This window comes from Glycomyces sp. YM15 (assembly GCF_016918015.1).
Classification (GTDB): domain Bacteria; phylum Actinomycetota; class Actinomycetes; order Mycobacteriales; family Micromonosporaceae; genus Glycomyces.
Genome location: NZ_JAERMK010000002.1, coordinates 280,466 through 297,523 on the forward strand (window position 1 = coordinate 280,466; position 17,058 = coordinate 297,523).

At 62.8% G+C, this 17,058-nt stretch carries 12 protein-coding genes, 1 tRNA gene and 1 pseudogene; 9 read left to right on the forward strand and 5 right to left on the reverse strand.

From position 1 onward, the window contains the following. The first annotated feature begins 145 nt into the window (after window positions 1-145). The 3 genes from JHY01_RS03930 to JHY01_RS03940 all read left to right on the forward strand — a co-directional run bounded on the left by JHY01_RS03930 (window position 146) and on the right by JHY01_RS03940 (window position 4,068). Entirely contained in the window at window positions 146-2,284 is a 2,139-nt protein-coding gene (locus JHY01_RS03930) for a transglycosylase domain-containing protein (RefSeq protein WP_205324289.1), read from the forward strand. Between the two features lie 66 nt (window positions 2,285-2,350). Further along, on the forward strand, window positions 2,351-3,916 hold the full coding sequence (locus JHY01_RS03935; RefSeq protein ID WP_205324290.1) for a dolichyl-phosphate-mannose--protein mannosyltransferase: 1,566 nt from the start codon (window positions 2,351-2,353) through the stop codon (window positions 3,914-3,916). Window positions 3,917-3,992: 76 nt separating this feature from the next. Further along, window positions 3,993-4,068, forward strand: a tRNA-Ala gene (locus tag JHY01_RS03940). A 613-nt stretch (window positions 4,069-4,681) separates the two neighbouring features. Here JHY01_RS03940 and JHY01_RS27990 read toward each other — a convergent pair. Beyond that, a pseudogene (locus JHY01_RS27990) lies at window positions 4,682-5,710 on the reverse strand (recombinase family protein); the annotation flags it as partial. 703 nt (window positions 5,711-6,413) lie between these two features. Further along, window positions 6,414-6,908: a hypothetical protein gene (locus JHY01_RS03955; protein ID WP_205324291.1), complete on the reverse strand. Its 495-nt coding sequence runs from the start codon at window positions 6,906-6,908 to the stop codon at window positions 6,414-6,416. A gap of 371 nt (window positions 6,909-7,279) precedes the next feature. Here JHY01_RS03955 and JHY01_RS03960 point away from each other — a divergent pair, with 371 nt between their 5' ends. Then, the gene (locus JHY01_RS03960; protein WP_240192393.1) at window positions 7,280-7,834 is read left to right on the forward strand and encodes an HD domain-containing protein; all 555 of its coding nucleotides are present in this window, start codon (window positions 7,280-7,282) and stop codon (window positions 7,832-7,834) included. Here the strand turns inward: JHY01_RS03960 and JHY01_RS03965 are convergent. Continuing rightward, on the reverse strand, window positions 7,822-8,292 hold the full coding sequence (locus tag JHY01_RS03965) for an NUDIX domain-containing protein (RefSeq protein WP_205324293.1): 471 nt from the start codon (window positions 8,290-8,292) through the stop codon (window positions 7,822-7,824). The genes JHY01_RS03960 and JHY01_RS03965 overlap by 13 nt on opposite strands. Then, the gene (locus tag JHY01_RS03970; protein WP_205324294.1) at window positions 8,289-9,056 is read right to left on the reverse strand and encodes an XRE family transcriptional regulator; all 768 of its coding nucleotides are present in this window, start codon (window positions 9,054-9,056) and stop codon (window positions 8,289-8,291) included. The genes JHY01_RS03965 and JHY01_RS03970 overlap by 4 nt, the downstream gene beginning before the upstream one ends. Before the next feature lie 159 nt (window positions 9,057-9,215). Here JHY01_RS03970 and JHY01_RS03975 point away from each other — a divergent pair, with 159 nt between their 5' ends. The 5 genes from JHY01_RS03975 (at window position 9,216) to JHY01_RS03995 (ending at window position 15,099) form a co-directional block, all read left to right on the forward strand. Then, on the forward strand, window positions 9,216-9,794 hold the full coding sequence (locus tag JHY01_RS03975) for a hypothetical protein (protein WP_205324295.1): 579 nt from the start codon (window positions 9,216-9,218) through the stop codon (window positions 9,792-9,794). A gap of 457 nt (window positions 9,795-10,251) precedes the next feature. Beyond that, window positions 10,252-11,835, forward strand: coding sequence for a DUF262 domain-containing protein (locus JHY01_RS03980; RefSeq protein ID WP_205324296.1), 1,584 nt, complete (start codon window positions 10,252-10,254; stop codon window positions 11,833-11,835). A gap of 19 nt (window positions 11,836-11,854) precedes the next feature. Beyond that, window positions 11,855-13,135 (forward strand): type II toxin-antitoxin system HipA family toxin, encoded by a 1,281-nt coding sequence (locus tag JHY01_RS03985; RefSeq protein WP_205324297.1) that lies wholly within the window; start codon window positions 11,855-11,857, stop codon window positions 13,133-13,135. A gap of 251 nt (window positions 13,136-13,386) precedes the next feature. Continuing rightward, the gene (locus JHY01_RS03990; protein ID WP_205324298.1) at window positions 13,387-14,877 is read left to right on the forward strand and encodes a serine/threonine-protein kinase; all 1,491 of its coding nucleotides are present in this window, start codon (window positions 13,387-13,389) and stop codon (window positions 14,875-14,877) included. A 54-nt stretch (window positions 14,878-14,931) separates the two neighbouring features. Continuing rightward, a complete protein-coding gene (locus JHY01_RS03995; RefSeq protein ID WP_205324299.1) occupies window positions 14,932-15,099 on the forward strand; it encodes a hypothetical protein in 168 nt (55 codons plus the stop codon). A 575-nt stretch (window positions 15,100-15,674) separates the two neighbouring features. Here JHY01_RS03995 and JHY01_RS04000 read toward each other — a convergent pair. Continuing rightward, entirely contained in the window at window positions 15,675-16,997 is a 1,323-nt protein-coding gene (locus JHY01_RS04000) for a PHB depolymerase family esterase (protein WP_205324300.1), read from the reverse strand. Between the last annotated feature and the right edge of the window lie 61 nt (window positions 16,998-17,058).

The following is a 17,058-nucleotide window of genomic DNA, read 5'->3' on the forward strand; positions in this document are numbered from 1 at the left end:
CACCCGCATCGGACGGCCCCTCGAGGCGCCGCGCGCGGCGTCGTAGAGTGAACCCGCCCCCGGAACGCCGCTTGACTCGGCGCCATGCCGCGCCCATTTTGCATTGACCGTTCCTACCCCGCTTCGGGGCTCTTCGGGAGACAGCGTGAGTGATTCTTCGAAACCGGTGGCGCAGACCTGGTTCGGACCCATCACGGCCGTGCAGCGGCGCGCCATGTTCGCGCTCGTGCCGGTGGCGGTCGCCTTCGGCCTCGTCGTCGGACTGGCGTTCCTGCCGCTGACGAGCGCCTTCGGCGGGCTCGCGAAAGTCGGCTCCGAAACCGTCCTCGAACTCCCCGACGAGCTCGTGCTCCCCCCCGCGCCCGAATCCTCCACCCTCTACGCCTCCGACGGCGAGACCGTCATCGCCACCTTCGGCGACCAGTACCGCGTGCAGCTCGAATACGACCAGATCCCCGCCTCCGTGGTCAGCGCGCTCGTCGCCACCGAAGACTCGAACTTCTTCGAGCACAACGGGGTCGACCCCGAAGGCGTCATGCGCGCGCTCGTCACCAACATCGCCGACGGCGGCACCTCCGAAGGCGCCTCGACGATCACCATGCAATACGTGCGGCAGGTCCTCTCCTACACCGCGACCACTCCCGACGAGGTCGCCGCCGCCAGCGAGGTCACCGTCGACCGCAAGATCAAGGAGATGGGCTACGCGCTGGCGCTCGAAGAGGAGATGACGAAGCAGGAGATCCTCACGAACTACCTGAACACCGTCTACTTCGGCAACGGGGCGTACGGGATCGGCGCGGCCGCGCAGGTCTACTACGGGAAGGTCCCGGCCGACCTCACGGTCGCCGAGTCGGCGATGCTGGTGGGCCTGATCCAGTCGCCGTCGATCTACGACCCGATCAACGGCTCGTCGGAGGCCGCGCAGGTCCGCCGCGACCACGTGATCAACCGGATGGTCGACGTCGGGTCCCTGACCCGGGCCGAAGGCGACGAGGCGAAGGCCGAGGGCCTGAACCTCAACCCGCAGCAGGCGAACAACACCTCGGGCGGCGCGATCGACTCCGACTACGGCTTCTTCGTCGACTACTTCGAGCAGTGGTGGAACCAGCAGGAGGACTTCGGGGACTCCGAGGAGGTCCGCAAGGCCCGCCTCTACCGGGGCGGCTACGAGATCGTCTCGACCCTCGACGTGGAGCTGCAGCGCGCGGCGCAGGACGCGGTCGAGAAGCAGAAGGAGACCGGCTCGGAGTACGCGCTCGGCTCGGTCGTGGTCGAGCCGGGGACCGGCGGCATCCAGGTGATGGCCGTGAACCGCAACTACTCGAACGACGTCTCCGAGAACGGCCCCAACACCGGCGGCCCCGGCAAGGGCTCGTATCCGAACACCACGAACCCGCTGCTGAGCGGCAACTCGGCGGTGCCGGGCTACCAGGCGGGCTCGTCGTTCAAGATGTTCACGATGCTCGCGGCGCTCGAGGAGGGCTACCCGCTGGACACCACGATCTACTCGCCGTACCAGTACACGTCGAAGTACGTGGTGGGCGACGGCGAGGCCGCGTGCGGCAACAAATGGTGCCCGAAGAACGCCTCGAAGTCGGAGGTCGGGAACTACAACATGTGGACCGGCTTCGGCGAATCGGTGAACACGTACTTCGTGCAGCTCGCGGAGCGGGTCGGCGTCGAGAAGGCGATCAACATAGCCGAGCGGCTCGGCATCAAGTTCCGCTCCCAGGAGGACCTGAACTTCGTCACCAACTACCCGGAGAGCTACGGCCCGTTCGTCCTCGGCGTCACGCAGACCACGCCGCTCGACATGGCGGCCGCGTACGCGACGCTCCCGGCGGACGGCGTGTACTGCCCGCCGATCCCGGCGTCGAACGCGACGACGCTGACCGGCCAGACCATCCCGTTCGAGTCCGCGTGCGACCGGGCCGTGAGCGTCGAGGTCGCCCGCGCCGCGGTGGACGCGGCGCGCTGCCCGACCGAGTACGGTGCGGCGGCAGGGAACTGCACGTGGGGCACCGCCCCGCAGGTCGGCAACGCGGTCGACGGGCCGGTGGCGGGCAAGACCGGCACCACCGACTCGAACTCCACCAACTGGTTCGTGGGATTCACGCCGAACGCGGCGGCGGCGGCGTTCATCGCCGACCCGGACAGCCCGCAGCACTTCGTCGGCAAGGCCAACCTCGGCAAGCCCGCGAACGCGGTCGCCGAGATCCTGGCCGCGCAGTGGGATCTGAACGGCGAAGGCGATTTCACGCCGCCCACGGATCTGGTGCACTGACCGGGGGAGCGAAAGGGCCTGACCGCGACTCGCCACAGTCGGCATTCAGGCCCTAGACTCACCCCGGTGAGCGCCACCGCAGTCCGGCCCGAGCAGCCGCCCGCCGCCTGGCGGCCGACGCCGCTCCCCGGCCCCCTCCCCGCCGTCCGGGCCCGCCTCGCGAGCACCCTCCCGGGCGACTCCCGCCGCGCCCTCTGGGTGACCCTCGTGGTCACCGGGATCGCCGCCGCGCTGCGCCTGATCGGCCTGAACCACCCCAAGGGCCTGATCTTCGACGAGGTCTACTACGCGCAGGACGCGCACTCGATGCTGTCCTACGGCGTCGAATGGGATCCGGGCGCGGACGGCTCCTCGTACGTCGCGCACCCGCCGTTCGGCAAGTGGCTCATCGGCCTCGGCGAATGGGCGTTCGGCTACGACGAGGTCGGCTGGCGCATCGCGGCCGCCGCCGCGGGCGTCATCGGCGTCGCGGTCCTCATCCGCCTGATGCGCCGCCTCACCGGATCGACGCTCCTCGGCGGCACCGCGGGCCTCCTGCTCGCCGTCGAAGGCAGCCACCTCGTGCTCTCGCGTACGTCGCTGCTCGACATCTTCATCGCCACGCTCCTGCTCGGCGCCATGTACTGCCTGGTGCGCGACCGCGACTGGCGCCGCGCGGGCTGGCTCGCCGCGCTCGAGGACGGCCTCGACGTCCGGCGCCGCAGGCCCCGCCTCGGCATGCCCTGGTGGCGGATCGCGTGCGCGGTGCTCCTGGGGCTCGCCATGGCCGTCAAGTGGAGTGCGCTGTGGTACATCATCGTCGTCATCGTGCTGTACATCGTGTGGGACTGGCGGCTGCGCTGCGACGCGGGCGCCCGCAAGCCCTTCCGCGACACCCTGATCTACGAGTTCGGCCAGAACCTGTGGTTCGGGCTCCTCGCGGTCGGCGTCTACACGCTCTCGTGGACCGGCTGGTTCCTCAACGACACCGGCTCCTACCGGCACTGGCTCGCCGACCAGGGCCGGTCCGAGCCGCCCGTCGTCGGCGCGCTCGTCAACTGGATGCAGTACCACTTCAGCGTCCTGGACTTCCACAACGGACTCTCCTCCGAGCACTCCTATCAGTCCTGGCCGTGGCAATGGCTGTTCGACCTGCGGCCGGTGGTCTTCTACTGGAGCTCGGACGTGAACTGCGGCGCGAGCGACTGCGCGGGCGAGGTGCTCCTCCTGGGGACGCCGCTGCTGTGGTGGACGTTCGTGCCGGCCGCCCTGGCGCTCCTCGTCTGGGCGCTGCACAAGCGCGACTGGCGGGCCTGGTTCCTCCTGGCGGGGCTCGGCGCGGGCATCCTCCCGTGGTTCATGTACCCCGAGCGGACGATGTTCTTCTTCTACGCCGCCCCGGCCGTGCCGTTCTTCATCGGCGCGGTCACGTGGTGCCTGGGGTTGATCATCGGCCGTACGGACCTGCGCCGTAGGAACGCGGCCCTGCCGCCGCTCGGCTCACCGGAGCGGCGCCTCACGGGTGCGCTCATCGCCGGGGCGTTCGTGGCGGTCGTGATCCTCTGCTTCGCGTACTTCTGGCCGATCTACACGGGCGAGGCCATTCCGCGCGAGGAATGGCACGCGCGCATGTGGCTCGACTCCTGGATCTGACCGCCCACAACGAGACCCGTGCCACACGCCACCCTCGCGGCGGCCCCCCGCGGCTGTGCTAACCTTGTCGCCGCAAGGGGCTTTGGCGCAGTTGGTAGCGCGTTTCGTTCGCAATGAAAAGGTCAGGGGTTCGAATCCCCTAAGCTCCACCAAAGGGTTCTTACTTGAACCCTGACCCATAGGAAGAACGGCATCAGCCTCCGGGCAGGTGCCGTTTCGCCGTTCCCGGTCCCGGAACGTCACCAGCGGCGCGATGCTGGCAGTGGCTGTGCCCTGGCTGATCCGGGGGTGCTGGTCGGTGTCGGTGTCCACGTGTAGCCGGGTGAAGCAGATCGAGTTGAGCGTCTGCCGGTCCTCGTCTGCCAGCGACTCGTAGAGCCGCCTCGGATCCGACAGGAGCTCCAGGAACGGGGCGATGTGGGCTGCGGCCTGGTCGAGTCGAGGCAGGTCGGTGTCGGCCAGTTGGGTATCGATGGCTTCGCGTTGCGCGGCGATGTCGCGGATCTTGGCGGCGAGTTTGTCGGTGGGCCAGTCGGGGTCGCCAAGCAAGTCCAGGACCTGGTCCTCCAGGGTGTCGAGTCGGGTGCGTTCGCGTTTGAGGTTGCGGCGCAGGGTCTGCGCGGTCCGCTCATCGGTCCGGGCGACCTGCTCGAGCCCGTGCCTGGTCCGGCTCGCTTCGTTGGGCGTGAGCGCGATGGTGGCGTAGTGGGCGCTCACTGCGGCCTCGACATCACCCACGGCGAACCGCGGGAGATCGCAGGTGCCGTTCTCGTTGCGGCCCATGCAGAGGTAGTAGAAGTAGAGGCGGCCGGTCTTGGACTTGGCGCGCTCGACGATCAAGCGGCGCCCGCAGCGCCCGCACCAGACGAGGCCTTTGAGGTAGTGGTCCCACTTGCGTTCGCGCACGCCCGCGCCGCGCTGCTCGGTGAGCACGGCCTGGACCTTGTCGAACAGGGCTCGGTCGATGAGGGCTTCGTGCCGGCCGGGGTAGGCGACGCCGTTGAAGGTGACGGTGCCGAGGTAGTACGGGTCGGTGAGGATCTGCCCGATCTTGTGGATCGAGACGGCAGTACCGGCCGGATGCTTTCGGGTGGGCCGGGTCTTGAGCCCGGCGGTAGTGGCGATTTCGCGGAGTTTCTTGAAGGAGTGCTGTCCCGTGGCGTATCGCTCGAAGAGCGTTTTGACGATCGGGGCGCGTTCGGGATCGAGGGTGACGGTGCGGATTTCGCGACCGTCAATAGTCTCCCGGATGTTCAAGTACCCGAGGGGCGCGCGACCGGGTGTGCCGCCTCGGGCGGCTTTTGCTTCCATCTTGTAGGCGATGTCCTGCCCCGAGACGCGCGACTGGTACTCGTTGAACCCGTCGACCATATGCGCCATCAGATCCCCGGTGGGCGAGTCGTCGGTGGGGTCCTTCACCGACAGGATCGCGACGCCGAGGCCGCGGAGTTCGCGTTTGGTGAGTCCGGCGTCGGTGGCGTCGCGGAACAGCCGCGAGCGCATGTATACCACGACGAAGTCGACATCGCGCTGATTGCGAATCCGCCCCATCATCTTGCGGAATGCAGGGCGACCGTCAATTGAGCGGGCGGACTTGCCCGGCTCGACGTACTCGTCGACAACGGTAAGACCCATGCGCTCAGCGAGCGCCAGACACGCATTCCGCTGGGCGGGGATCGAGTTCCCCTCGGGGTCGTAGTCGGTCTCAACCTGGCCTCGGGAAGAGACTCGCAGGTAGACCACTGCTCGCCCGCCGATGGGCGTCTCGCTCGTCTTGTCAGGTTGGCCGTTCATGCCGCGTCCCTCTCGCTCCGAACATCGTCGTCACGGGCCGCGTCCTGGTCCGGACACCCGCTGTCTGCCGTCGGCGTGTCAGCGGCTTCCTGGGCGCGTCTGGCGGCGCGCAGCAACAGTGCGGCCAGCCGGTCGGTGTCGATGGTTTCCCGCCGCGCCCCGGTGACCCGGATCCGCTTCGAAACCCGGCTCACCGCCCCCACCACCAAGCAAAACTGCAGGTAGCGGCCCTGATGGCGACCGTAGCGCGGACTCGCTGCGGGTACGAGCTTTCGGATGGGCAGATCTGAAACGCTCGATGGAGCACTCGGCGGTGCGTGATTGCAGGCGTAGGCAAGGCGGGCGTCTCGCGCCGTCCTCAGGACCAAGGTCGCTCGAAGGTAGCTCGTTCCTGGATGCGCGTCAAGATCATCGATTTTCGGGCCGGGAGGCCGGTCGGCAGTCGCAGAGCAGGCCTCGCAGGCCGGAAACGCTCAGATTCGGAGTAAATATGTCGGGCCAACTTCTGACCCCTCCACGCATCCGCTATCGCAAGGCCTCTCAACGGCAATGACCTTGTCGAGCGGATGTCACAACCGGGCTGTGACAGGGGTTGCGTCTCATCCTGCATGTCGATGGCGGGCGAGAAGCAAGGTCAAACTCAGGGTGAAAGTCGTGGGGAGAACGGAAGCGGCCACAACACAGGTGCTGCGCGCGGGACGCGTCAGAAATAGCCGAAGAACCGAGCCCACCAGTCGGGCCGCTCACCGTCCAGGGACTCCTGGCTCGGCCCTTCATAGTCGCGGCCCAGCAGTTCCTCGGGAACTACGACGTATCCGAGATCCTTCAGCGCCTGATCGACCCTCACAAGGTCGTCCGCGTGCAGTGCCCTCTCGTCTATCGCCTCGGCCGTACTGAGGAACGCGCCTGGATTGTCGGCGCAAATGAGGGCCAGGTTTCCGAACTTGCTGACGCAAACGACCAGCCTGGAATCGCCTTTCAGCGCCGCTGCAGGCACGTGGATGCGCCCGTATTCGCTGGAATCTTGGGTGTCTTGTTCAGACTCGCAGCGAACCGCAAAATCCTGTTCGAGCCGCGCCACCAGCCGGCCGAAGGGCTCGGCGCACTTCCTGCGCTCGTAGCCCTGTGGCCACTCCAAGTGGACAGGATCGTCAAGCTCGCGCAGCAGCGCCAACAGTTCCGATTCGCTTGAAGGCATGCAGTCATCATCAAGGAGCACTCAGATGGGGCCTGCAGGGGCACAGAAGCGGCTGAGACCCGCCAACTATCGCCCCACATCAGCAACCAGTCCTCGCCCGTCTCTTCCGAGAAATGCTGCTGGCCCGAGTACATAAGTTGCCCCCCATTTGGCTCTGCGCGAGCGCCGCTCCCCTCTCGCCCGGCACCTTAATTGACCTGCGCATCTAGTTGTCACGAACGCTTGGTGACAGGGGCGGCATCTCTCCCGGCACCTGGTTGGCCGGTGAGATGCCGGGTCAGGTGCTGGGGCAAACCTCCGGGTGGAACGGCCACTGTCACAGACGTTGGCTCGACCATCCGGATCGATAGGATTGTCGAGTGCAGTCGAGCATGGTCAGCAGTGCGCGCGCTCTCGCGGAGCGGAAGCTCAGCGAGGCGTTGCCTCGACGATGGCGACATGTTCAAGCGGTGACCGCCAAGGCCGAACGGCTTTCCCTAGTGCTCCGTGTCCAGCAGGATCGCGAGACGCTTGTCGCGTCTGCAGCGCTCCACGACATCGGCTACGCACCCTCGATCGATACGACTGGATTCCATCCATTGGACGGGGCGCGTTGGCTTCGCGAGATCGGGTTCAACGACCGGGTGGCCGCGCTGGTCGCCCACCACACCAATGCACTTGCCGAAGCTGAACAGCGAGGTCTCGACAAGGAGTTGTCCGGGGAGTTCGACCGTGAAGCCTCGCCCGTGGCGGACCTGCTTTGGTACTGCGACCTCACGACCGGCCCTGACGGACAGGCCTTCACGGTCGAGGAGCGGATAGCCGAGGTCCAGGAACGATATGAGCCTGACTCGGTCGTCTACGAGTTCATCACGGGCAGTGCCAGCGTATTTGCCGAGGTTGCGAAACGAGTCGAACCGATGTTGCCGTCAGCTCAACCAATGTAGGGCTCGCCGTCGTTCGCAAAGCCGTGCTCGATTCGGAGCCGCATCGACGGATTGATCGGAAGAGCGTCAAGCTCATCTGCGCCAATCCAGCCAACCTGGGTGGACTCGGCGCTGGTGGCGAGCGATCCGCCGATCGGCTTGGCCCGGAAGGAGATCGAGAACTGCTGCCGGACCTCGCCATCGCTGTACTCGATCAAGTGATCAGGGTCGGTGTAGAGGCCGATGATGCCAGTGACCTCGATGTCCAGGCCGGTCTCTTCCTTCGTCTCGCGGACTGCGGTGTCGGCGATTCGCTCTCCCAGGTCGTGCCCACCGCCGGGTAGGGCCCAGTCGCCGTTGTCCGAGCGCTGGATGAGCAGAACCCGGCCTTCGTCATCGGTCACGAACGCGACTGTCGAGGGCACGACGCTGTTCGGCTCGGGGGCATCGGGGTTGTTGATGTGGTCGATGCGGCTCATGGCCTCACCTTGCCATGGTCGCCGGTCCAGGCGTCGCGCGAAGCGGTCCAGACTCGGTCGAAGCTGTCGGCGTAGGAGTTGAACAGGGTGCCACCGGCGAGTCGGCGCAGATGCATGACCGGGGCGTGCGCTGCCGGAAAGCCGTAGACGTGGGTGTTGACCAGCATCTCGTCGTCATAGCGGTAGATGCTGTTGTACAGCGTCGAAGTGTGGAAGCCGACGAACACGCCTTCGGTGCCTCTGAGCTTCTCGTAGAACGCCAGGACATTGCGGATCTTCGCAGCAAGCGCATCGCCGATGCCCTCCTCACGGCCGCGGACCGCTACGGCTCCACAGTCAGGATCTCCGAGCAGGACCGTGATCTTGGTGCCCGCTTCGGCTTTGCGCTGCAGCGCCTCGATCAGGTGCGGATCATGCTCGGGTAGGAACAGCCCGGAGTACACGAGAATCCCGATCCGCTCGGTAGCGTTGTCGAACAATCGCCGCCACAGTTCCGACGGCACCTGAAAGCGGCGCGGGTAGGTCCGGATCACCTCGGACTCCGACACACGCGCTTGCCGCTCGGCCGTGTCGATGTTGGGCCACAGGTACTCCTCAGCCTCGTCCAGCATCGCGGCGATGGCGGAGCGGTGCCGAGGGTACGGAGTGCGGCCGATACTGATCCACCGTCTCACGGTCTTGGCATCGACCTCCAGCTCGTCGGCCAGCGACTCCGGCGTCATCCCGGACGCTTGCAGGGCATCCTTCAATCGGTCATTCGGCATGAGCACTCCCAATCGTGGACGACTTCGATGCGTGAGGACGTCTCTTCGCGTCCCATTGTGTAGTTCTGTCGTCCCGTTCTGTCAACCACCATGTTCATATGCCGCTTTTCCACCGGGTCAGATGGCTGGGCGGTCAAACGGACGACAGGGAGGAAGTCGATGACGCAAACACAGGTCACGGGTCGGACCGTCCAGTCCGAGGTGCTGGGCGAATGGACTACCGATCACGGCAACCGGCTCACCCTCATGGCCCGCCGGGCGACGGGCTACGCCTCGATCTGGCTGAACCGCCACGGCAAACCAGTCAAGATCGGCTACGCGGTCCACGCGGGGGGCGTGCTCCGCGAGGTCCGCTGGGAACCGCTCTGGAACGAGCAAACCGATGCCTGGAAGACCCAACAACGCAACCACATCGCCGCCCTCATCGCCGCCTGGCATGCCGAAGGCACAGTCCCGCCCGAACCCGCGGCGCTTCCCGCGAGCGTGCTCGGCACCTTCGACTCCTTCGGCTTCCGCTTCGCTGTCGAACCGACCGCCACCGCCGAACACGCCATCCTCAGCATCCTCAACGTGGCAGGCAGCCTCACACCCGTCGCCGACCTCCTCCACGAGCAAGGACGCATCGCCGGCATGTCAACTCGCCCCGGCTGGAAGAGCACCCCCGACGACCGCAAACGCCACTGGCGCCACGAGTCCGAAGCTATCCTCACCCAAGCAGCCGAACGAGGCCGCCTCTAGACCTTCCTCCAACGGGCGGGGCCGCCAGGTGGGTGGCGAGCCCCGCCACCAACTCGCCGCACCGATCCTCCGAGTCTCGAGGGAGAGGGCGAGCAACTCGGAATCTGGCTGCCTCCAGCAGACTTCGCTGTCCTGACAACCCTAGAATTAGCGCTGGAAGCACAGCACGGCGCTCTAACGATCGTCGCCACAACCGCGCTAGGCACAGTCTTCCCCCTACGCCATAGTTCGCCGAAGGAAGGTGGGTGAAGGATGTGGAAGCGTTGAAGCATACGCCCGTGTCACCGCTGGATCCTAGTGGCGCTAAACCAAGCATGACCTAAGCTAGGGTCCTCGAGTTCGGTAGAATTCAGAATCGGGTTGTTCGGAGCCCGCACTCGGCGCAACAGATCCCTGGAGTTACTCGCACCTCCGGGTCAGACATCAAAGTATATCCGGCTGTATATGGAGTGACTACATGGATACAAAAAGTGAGTTGATAAATCGACCTAGGCCTAGCACCTGGAGTATTCCTGAGCTTGTAGCTGAAGCGACTAGTGGAAATCTCAGGATTCCAAACTTCCAAAGAAAATTCACATGGGATCAGAGCGATGTTAAGAAGCTATTCGACAGTATTTGGAGGGGGTTTCCTATCGGCAATCTTCTCCTTTGGCGAAATCGCGCTGAGGCCGGAACTGTCAATCTCGGGCCGATATCGATTCAAGCCGATGCGCGGCCAGATGCCCTCTGGGTGGTTGATGGACAGCAACGAATTACTTCAATTGTTTGCGTTCTTAACAAGGATTTCAAGGCGCAAGATGAACGGTTTCAGATCTACTTTGATCTTCGTCGGAAGCATTTTGTTTCAAAGGGCAAAGGTGTACCGCCATGGTGGATTCCTGTAAGCGAGGCTCTTGAGACTCGAACACTACTTTCCTGGCTGCGCGAGAAATCAGTGGATCTTGAGGAGGATGATCTTACGGTCGCTGACGCACTTGGAGGGGCAATACGAGATTACCAAGTTCCGGCGTATATAGTTGAAGGCAACGACGATTCTTTGCTCCGAGAAGTATTCGACCGCGTTAATTCTGCTGGAAAACCAATCGGACGCGCGGAAACATTCCATGCGCTCTTTGCTAGTGAATCAGAGCCTGGGAGCCCAGCAACGGTAGTCGAGAGTCTGAAAAGACTGCGATTCGGAGAAATCGATGCAGATCGCGTAGTCCAGAGTCTCCTTGCACTAAGGGGCGGGGACGTCCAGCGAGATATTCGTGATGAATTTGATGCTGGTGAGGATCCAGCTGAATGGTATGATCTCGTGGAGGTTGCTCTGGAGCGAGCGATCTCGTTTCTTCGATCCGAGGGAGTCCCGCATCTATTGCTGACTCCTTCTTCATTGCCGCTTCCAGTACTGGCTGTATTCTTTCATCTACACCCGGATCCTGATCCTTGGACAAGACAACTTCTCTCTAAATGGCTGTGGCGAGGCTGGGCACTGGGATTTGGGCAAACGGGGCAAACTCCAGCATTGCGGCAAGCCATTCGGGCAGTCAACCCTAAAAAGAAGCGCAATGACTTGATTCCCAACGAGTTTGACGCCGTATCTGCGCTCATCAAGCTGGTACCTGACGATGAGCCACCGGTTCCCGCCCTTGAGCCTTTCAAGACCAATTCTGCTGCAGGGAGACTGTGTCTCCTCGCCCTCGCATCACTGACACCACTCGACAGGGAAGGCAACCCGGTAGATATTGCCTCGGAGCTTGGCAAGAATGGGTCCGCTGCAATTACAGAACTCGTGCCCTCCAAACGTGCGAATCTAGCTTCCAGAGGATTCTGGCCCATCGAAATGCGGAGGCCAAATGGAAATGAAGACGACAACATACTTATGAGTCATGGAATCGATTCCGTGGCGGCGCACGCTCTTAGAATTGGGAACATTGATGAATTCCTTGAAGCTAGAAGTTCCGTGATATTGCCTGTCATACGGAATTACGTTTCGGTTCGAGTGGATGCGAGGGCCTTGATTCGTCCGCCGCTTTCAAATCTGCTGGTTGAGGACTAGAAGAAATCGAGGGTGCGTGATGGAGACTCGACACATTGCACAACGGTCCTTGCGTGTAGAAATACAGAAACCTGACGGGGTATGGGTCAAAGTCGGGAATCTCAATCATTCTCATGACATAACATGGTTCGAAAGTGATGCGGGCTATTGGGAGACTTCCCAGCGACCAATCTTGGGCCAGATATTCGAAGAGCGAGGACGAAGCTGGAGACCAAGTGCCAGAATGTCGCTGCCCAACTGGTTCTCCCAATTGTTGCCAGAGGGGATGCTCCGTTCCGCGGTTGCTAGGGCTGCTGGAGTCGACAGTAAGCGCGAGTTCTTCTTGCTTGCTCGCATCGGAAGAGATGACCTTCACGGTGCAGTTCGAGTTCAGTTTGATGAGTCAGCCAATTTGAGTGAGCCGCCAGAAGTCTCTGAAGAGCATGAAACTGATGACTCCGACAACCCCTATCTCAAATTTAGTCTTGCAGGCGCACAGCTGAAATTTTCCGTCGTACGAGCTGGGAAAACTGGCCTTACCATTTCGGCGCGTGGAGAAGCTGGAAACTGGATTGTGAAGCTCCCCGACGGGCGTGCAGGATTCGACGGAGTTCCAGAAGCGGAGCTTGGCGCAATGGAACTTGCTAGACGAGTTGGCATCGAAGTTCCTGAGACAATGATGATAAAGGCATCTAATATACCCGGACTGCCAAAGGTCGTAAGTGATATACCGGGGGATTCATTTGCGGTAAAACGATATGACCGTCTGGAAAACGGGGGACGAGTGCATGCAGAAGAGCTTGCCCAGATCCTGGATATTCCAACTGGCAACGAGTTTCACAAGTATCGCCGTGCCAATTTTGAGACAGTGGCATCCGTCATCGGAGGTCTGTGTGGTCGTGAATCGGTTGGCCTTGTTCTCGATCGTATCATTCTCAATATCTTGATTGGTAACGGTGACGCCCATTTGAAGAACTGGTCCGTCGTGTATCCGGATGGTCGTATCCCAATCCTTAGTCCACTTTACGATGTGGTCCCCACGGTTCTGTATATGCCGACAATCGGAACGGGTCTGAACCTAAATCGCTCTCAGTCATTTGGAGTGATACAGCTCAGGAGCTTTGACAAACTGCTGAATCGCGCCGAATGGGAATTGAATGAGGGGCGCAGTCGGATGCGGGAAATGACCCAAAAGATTGAAACTGAATGGAATGTATTGCGGGATCATCTGTCGAAGGAGAATTTCAATAAGCTGACTCGGAGGCGCAATTCCCTCGGTCTTTTCAGAGAGATTCAAAATCTATTGGACTTAATTACCTGAGAGCTGCGGGACCGCTCCACACATATGCAATAAGCCGTTTCATGCCGGATTGGCCCGGTTCTGATGGTTGTCGGTGAAGTGCAATCGTGGGCGCGAAAATCGTGCGGCTCATCGTCATGGCGCACAAGTACTCTTAGCAGGGCACAGACTTACGCAGCCGGACTCGTACTCGGCGCGGACTGCAGTCGCCACCTCAACTCGCATTGAGGAGCCGGTGTACGGCTCCATGAACACATCGCCAAGGAGCAGCCATGGGCAGCATGCCTTCCCCCTGGAAACTGGTTCCAGATTCAAGGCCTATCGAATCGGGTCAGGCTTTTGTCTTCCGGGTGCAGCGTCGCGATGATCCGAAGGTTTATGCGCTCAAACGCTGGAAGAACCCGAAGCGGATGGACCGCTTCGAGCGCGAGTTCACCAGCATGAACGAACTCGCGGCGCTTGAAGTCCCGGTGCCTCCGGTCATCGATCACCGTCTCGATGACCCAAAGCCCTGGTACGTCATGCCCTGGTACGACGAGGGTTCCCTTGACTCGCTGGTGGAGGGAGACCGCTCACAGCGAACGACCCAGGAGCGCATCGAGATCGTGGATGCGGTTGCGCGCGCCCTCTCCATGATCCATGAGCATGGCATCGCTCATCGGGATATTAAACCGGGGAACATCCTGCTGAACGGGATCGGCATTCTAGTTACCGATTTCGGCTTGTGCCTGTCGCTGGAGGACGAACGACTGACGGGTGTCAATGAGGCGGTTGGTCCGAGGCTGTACACCGCGCCCGAGAACCGGTCGGGATTCTCCGAGCTCCTCGATCAGCGGCCTGCGGATTTCTATTCCTGGGGGAAGCTGGCGTGGGCCGTAGTTGCCGGACAATATCCGACTGACGGTGAAGAGGTCCTCCTTCCCGAATATCGGCTCGAGATTCTCCTTCGCGATGACCGCCTCTCCGGGCTTCATGCCCTGTTCGAGCGACTCCTGGTTCGTGACCCGCGGAGCAGGCTTGTGGACTGGGGGCCTGTGCGACGGCAGCTTGCCGAGGTGCTTCAGGAATATGATGGCCGGACGCGCGCCGATGCAGGTGAAGAACGGCCCTCGTTCACTGCGGCGATCTCGACGGCGCACCGCATCGCGTTGAAGGCTGGCGCCGCAGCCCGCATCGCCGAGCGAGAGCGGGTTGCGTGGCGCCACAAGGCTGTTCGCGAGCTTCAGTTGCTAATGTTTCCGGAGATGCACAGAATCATCGGCGAAGACCTTGGATTCTTTAACGATGCGGCCAAACGGGAGGTCGAGGCGAGCCTGACTAGCGGCGGAGATTCCCTTGCTGCGATGCTCTACCACATCGACTTCATTCCTGGTCCCGAGGCGGACCAGCACAGCCTCGATGACAACTCGCACGCCATGATGAGCCTGTCCTGGAAATCTGATCCAGAACGTGAAAACGCCGATATCTTCCTTTTCCTCTCCCACTACACCCTGATCGAAGGCGATTCGGTGAGGCTCATCAGGATTCCGACGATCCATCGAAACGGCGACCCCTCAAGAAAGTTCGAAGGCGTTGAAGGCTTGGTGCACGTTTCCGAACCGTTGCCGCTCAGCCTTGCCGTCACGCAGAATGACGTCGTGCGCCTCATCGGCCAGAGCGCCCGAGTGTTCCGCAACCTCGTCATTCGCTGGGCACAGTTCATCGAAGAGGGCCTCGATCCCTACACCCAAGAAGACTGGACCCTCCCGGCCCACACAGACTGACCGAGACGGCCTACGCGTGCGGATACCGACCTAATTCCGATTACCATTGAGCGCATGGGGTGGTGCCGCCACAACGGCGAGGATAAGCAGATCACCGAGGAACACATCCCGCCGCGGGCTACGGGGAACGACGGCCAGGGCAAGCTCTACGTTGAGAAGCACGGCGGGTTTGACGGCTATGCGACTTTTGGGACGGTCCTGGCAATCGCCAAAGGACGATGAATCGCTCCTATCAGTGCTTGACAATTCCACAGGAAGTATTCGCTGACTATGCTTCGGTTTTCATCTCGCTTACCCTCGTCTTCCGAACGAGGCGCTTGATGCTGGAGAGACTGATCCCGTAGTGGTCTGCGAGGACTTGTTGGTGGACGCCCTCTTGGCACGCGGTCACGATGGCATTCCTGACTTCGTCGGACAGGCGGCGACTCAACGCCCAGGCTTTGGCGGTGCCTTGGGGTGGGATTGCGGGGTCAGGAATCGGGGCGGGCCGGGTGAGCAGGTCGGGGAGCTGGTTTGCGTGGGTGTTGAGCTGGGGTGATGGGTTCAAGTAGGCCGATGCAAGCTCCACCACATCTACCAGGCAAAAGAGGCCACAAGGTTATCCCTTGTGGCCTTTCTGCTACTCGATCTGCTACCGATTGGTCGGCATATCCCCAGGTCAGGGGCTAGATTCTTGTCACCTATGCGCCGTGCCGCCCCCTCCGGGCATCGACCAGTTCCGCGATGCGTTTCACTCGCGCAGTCGCATGCGCCCGCGACCTCGTCATCCAGGTCGCGGGCGTCATACGATGTTGCGGCTAGAGGAGGGTAGTCCACTGCTGGTTGGTGCCGCCGTGACAGGACCAGAGGATGATCTCGGTGCCGTTGGCGCCGGTACCGCCCATCGCATCCAGGCAGAGCCCGTTGAAGTCGTTGGAGATCGATCCGTTCGAGTTCAGGGTCCAGCGCTGGTTGCTGCCGCCGGTGCAGTCCCAGATGACCACTTGGGTGCCCTCGGCGGTGCCCCAGCCATGGGCGTCGAGACACTTGCCGCCGACCTTGAGCTCACCGGCGGGGGTGCGGGTGAACTGCTGGTTGGAGCCGCCGTTGCAGTCCCACAGCTGGAGCTGGGTCCCGTTGGCCGAGCTCGAGCCGGGCACGTCCAGGCACCGGCCCGAGGCCACTCCGGCGATCTGGCCGCCGGTGGCCGTCGAGGTCAAGCCGAAGAAGCGGAGCGTCTCGGCGGCACGGTGCGGCAGGCCGTGGTCGACGCCCGCCATGCTGATCGCCTCGACGGGAGCCTGGCCGCCGGTGCCGCCGTAGCGGGCGCGGGTCCAGTTCGGCTCCGGGGTGTCGGTGTAGTCGGCGGTCTGGTCGGTGCCGTTGACGTTCGTCCACTGGTCGATCTGCTCCCCGAAGTTCGGGTAGAACAGCGCGTCGTCCTCGGTGCCGTGCCAGATCTGCATGCGCGGCCAAGGGCCGTTGTAGCCGGGGTTGGCGCTTCGCACGGCGTCGCCCCATTCCTGCGGGGTGCGGTCGATGTTCCCGGTCGCGCACTCGCTGTTCCACTCCGAGCCGTTGGTGGTGGCGAAGCAGGTGAAGGGCACGCCCGCGTAGGCCGACCCGGCCTTGAAGATCTCCGGGTAGACGCCGAGGAGGACGTTGGTCATCATCGCACCGGAGGAGGTGCCGGTCGCGAAGATCCGGTTCTGGTCGGCTCCGTGGTTCGCGAGTACATAGTCGACCATCGACTTGATGCTGACGGAGTCGCCGCCGGTGCCCGAGAGCGAGGCCTGCGAGGCGACGTCGAAGCACTTGCTCTCGCGGGTCACCGACGGGTAGACGATGATGTAGCCGTACTGCTCCGCCAGTTCGTCGAACTGGGTGCCGCTGTGGTAGACCGGGCCGGAGCCGGTGCAATAGTGGTTGGCGACCACGATCGCCGGGTTCGTGGCCACGTTGTCCGGCACGTACAGGTACATCTCGAGGTTGCCGGGGTTGTCCCCGAAGTTCGTGATCTGCTGGAGTTGTGCGGCGTGCGCGGCCTTGGGGGCCATGAAGACCATCAGCGCTGAGGCTGCGACGAGCGCGATCGCGAAGACCGCCGCCGCGCCGCGGCGCAATCGGATGACTGTAGACATTGCTTTCTTCCTTTGATGAGACTGCTGCGGCCTGAGGCGCCCGGACGACGCCGGGCACCTC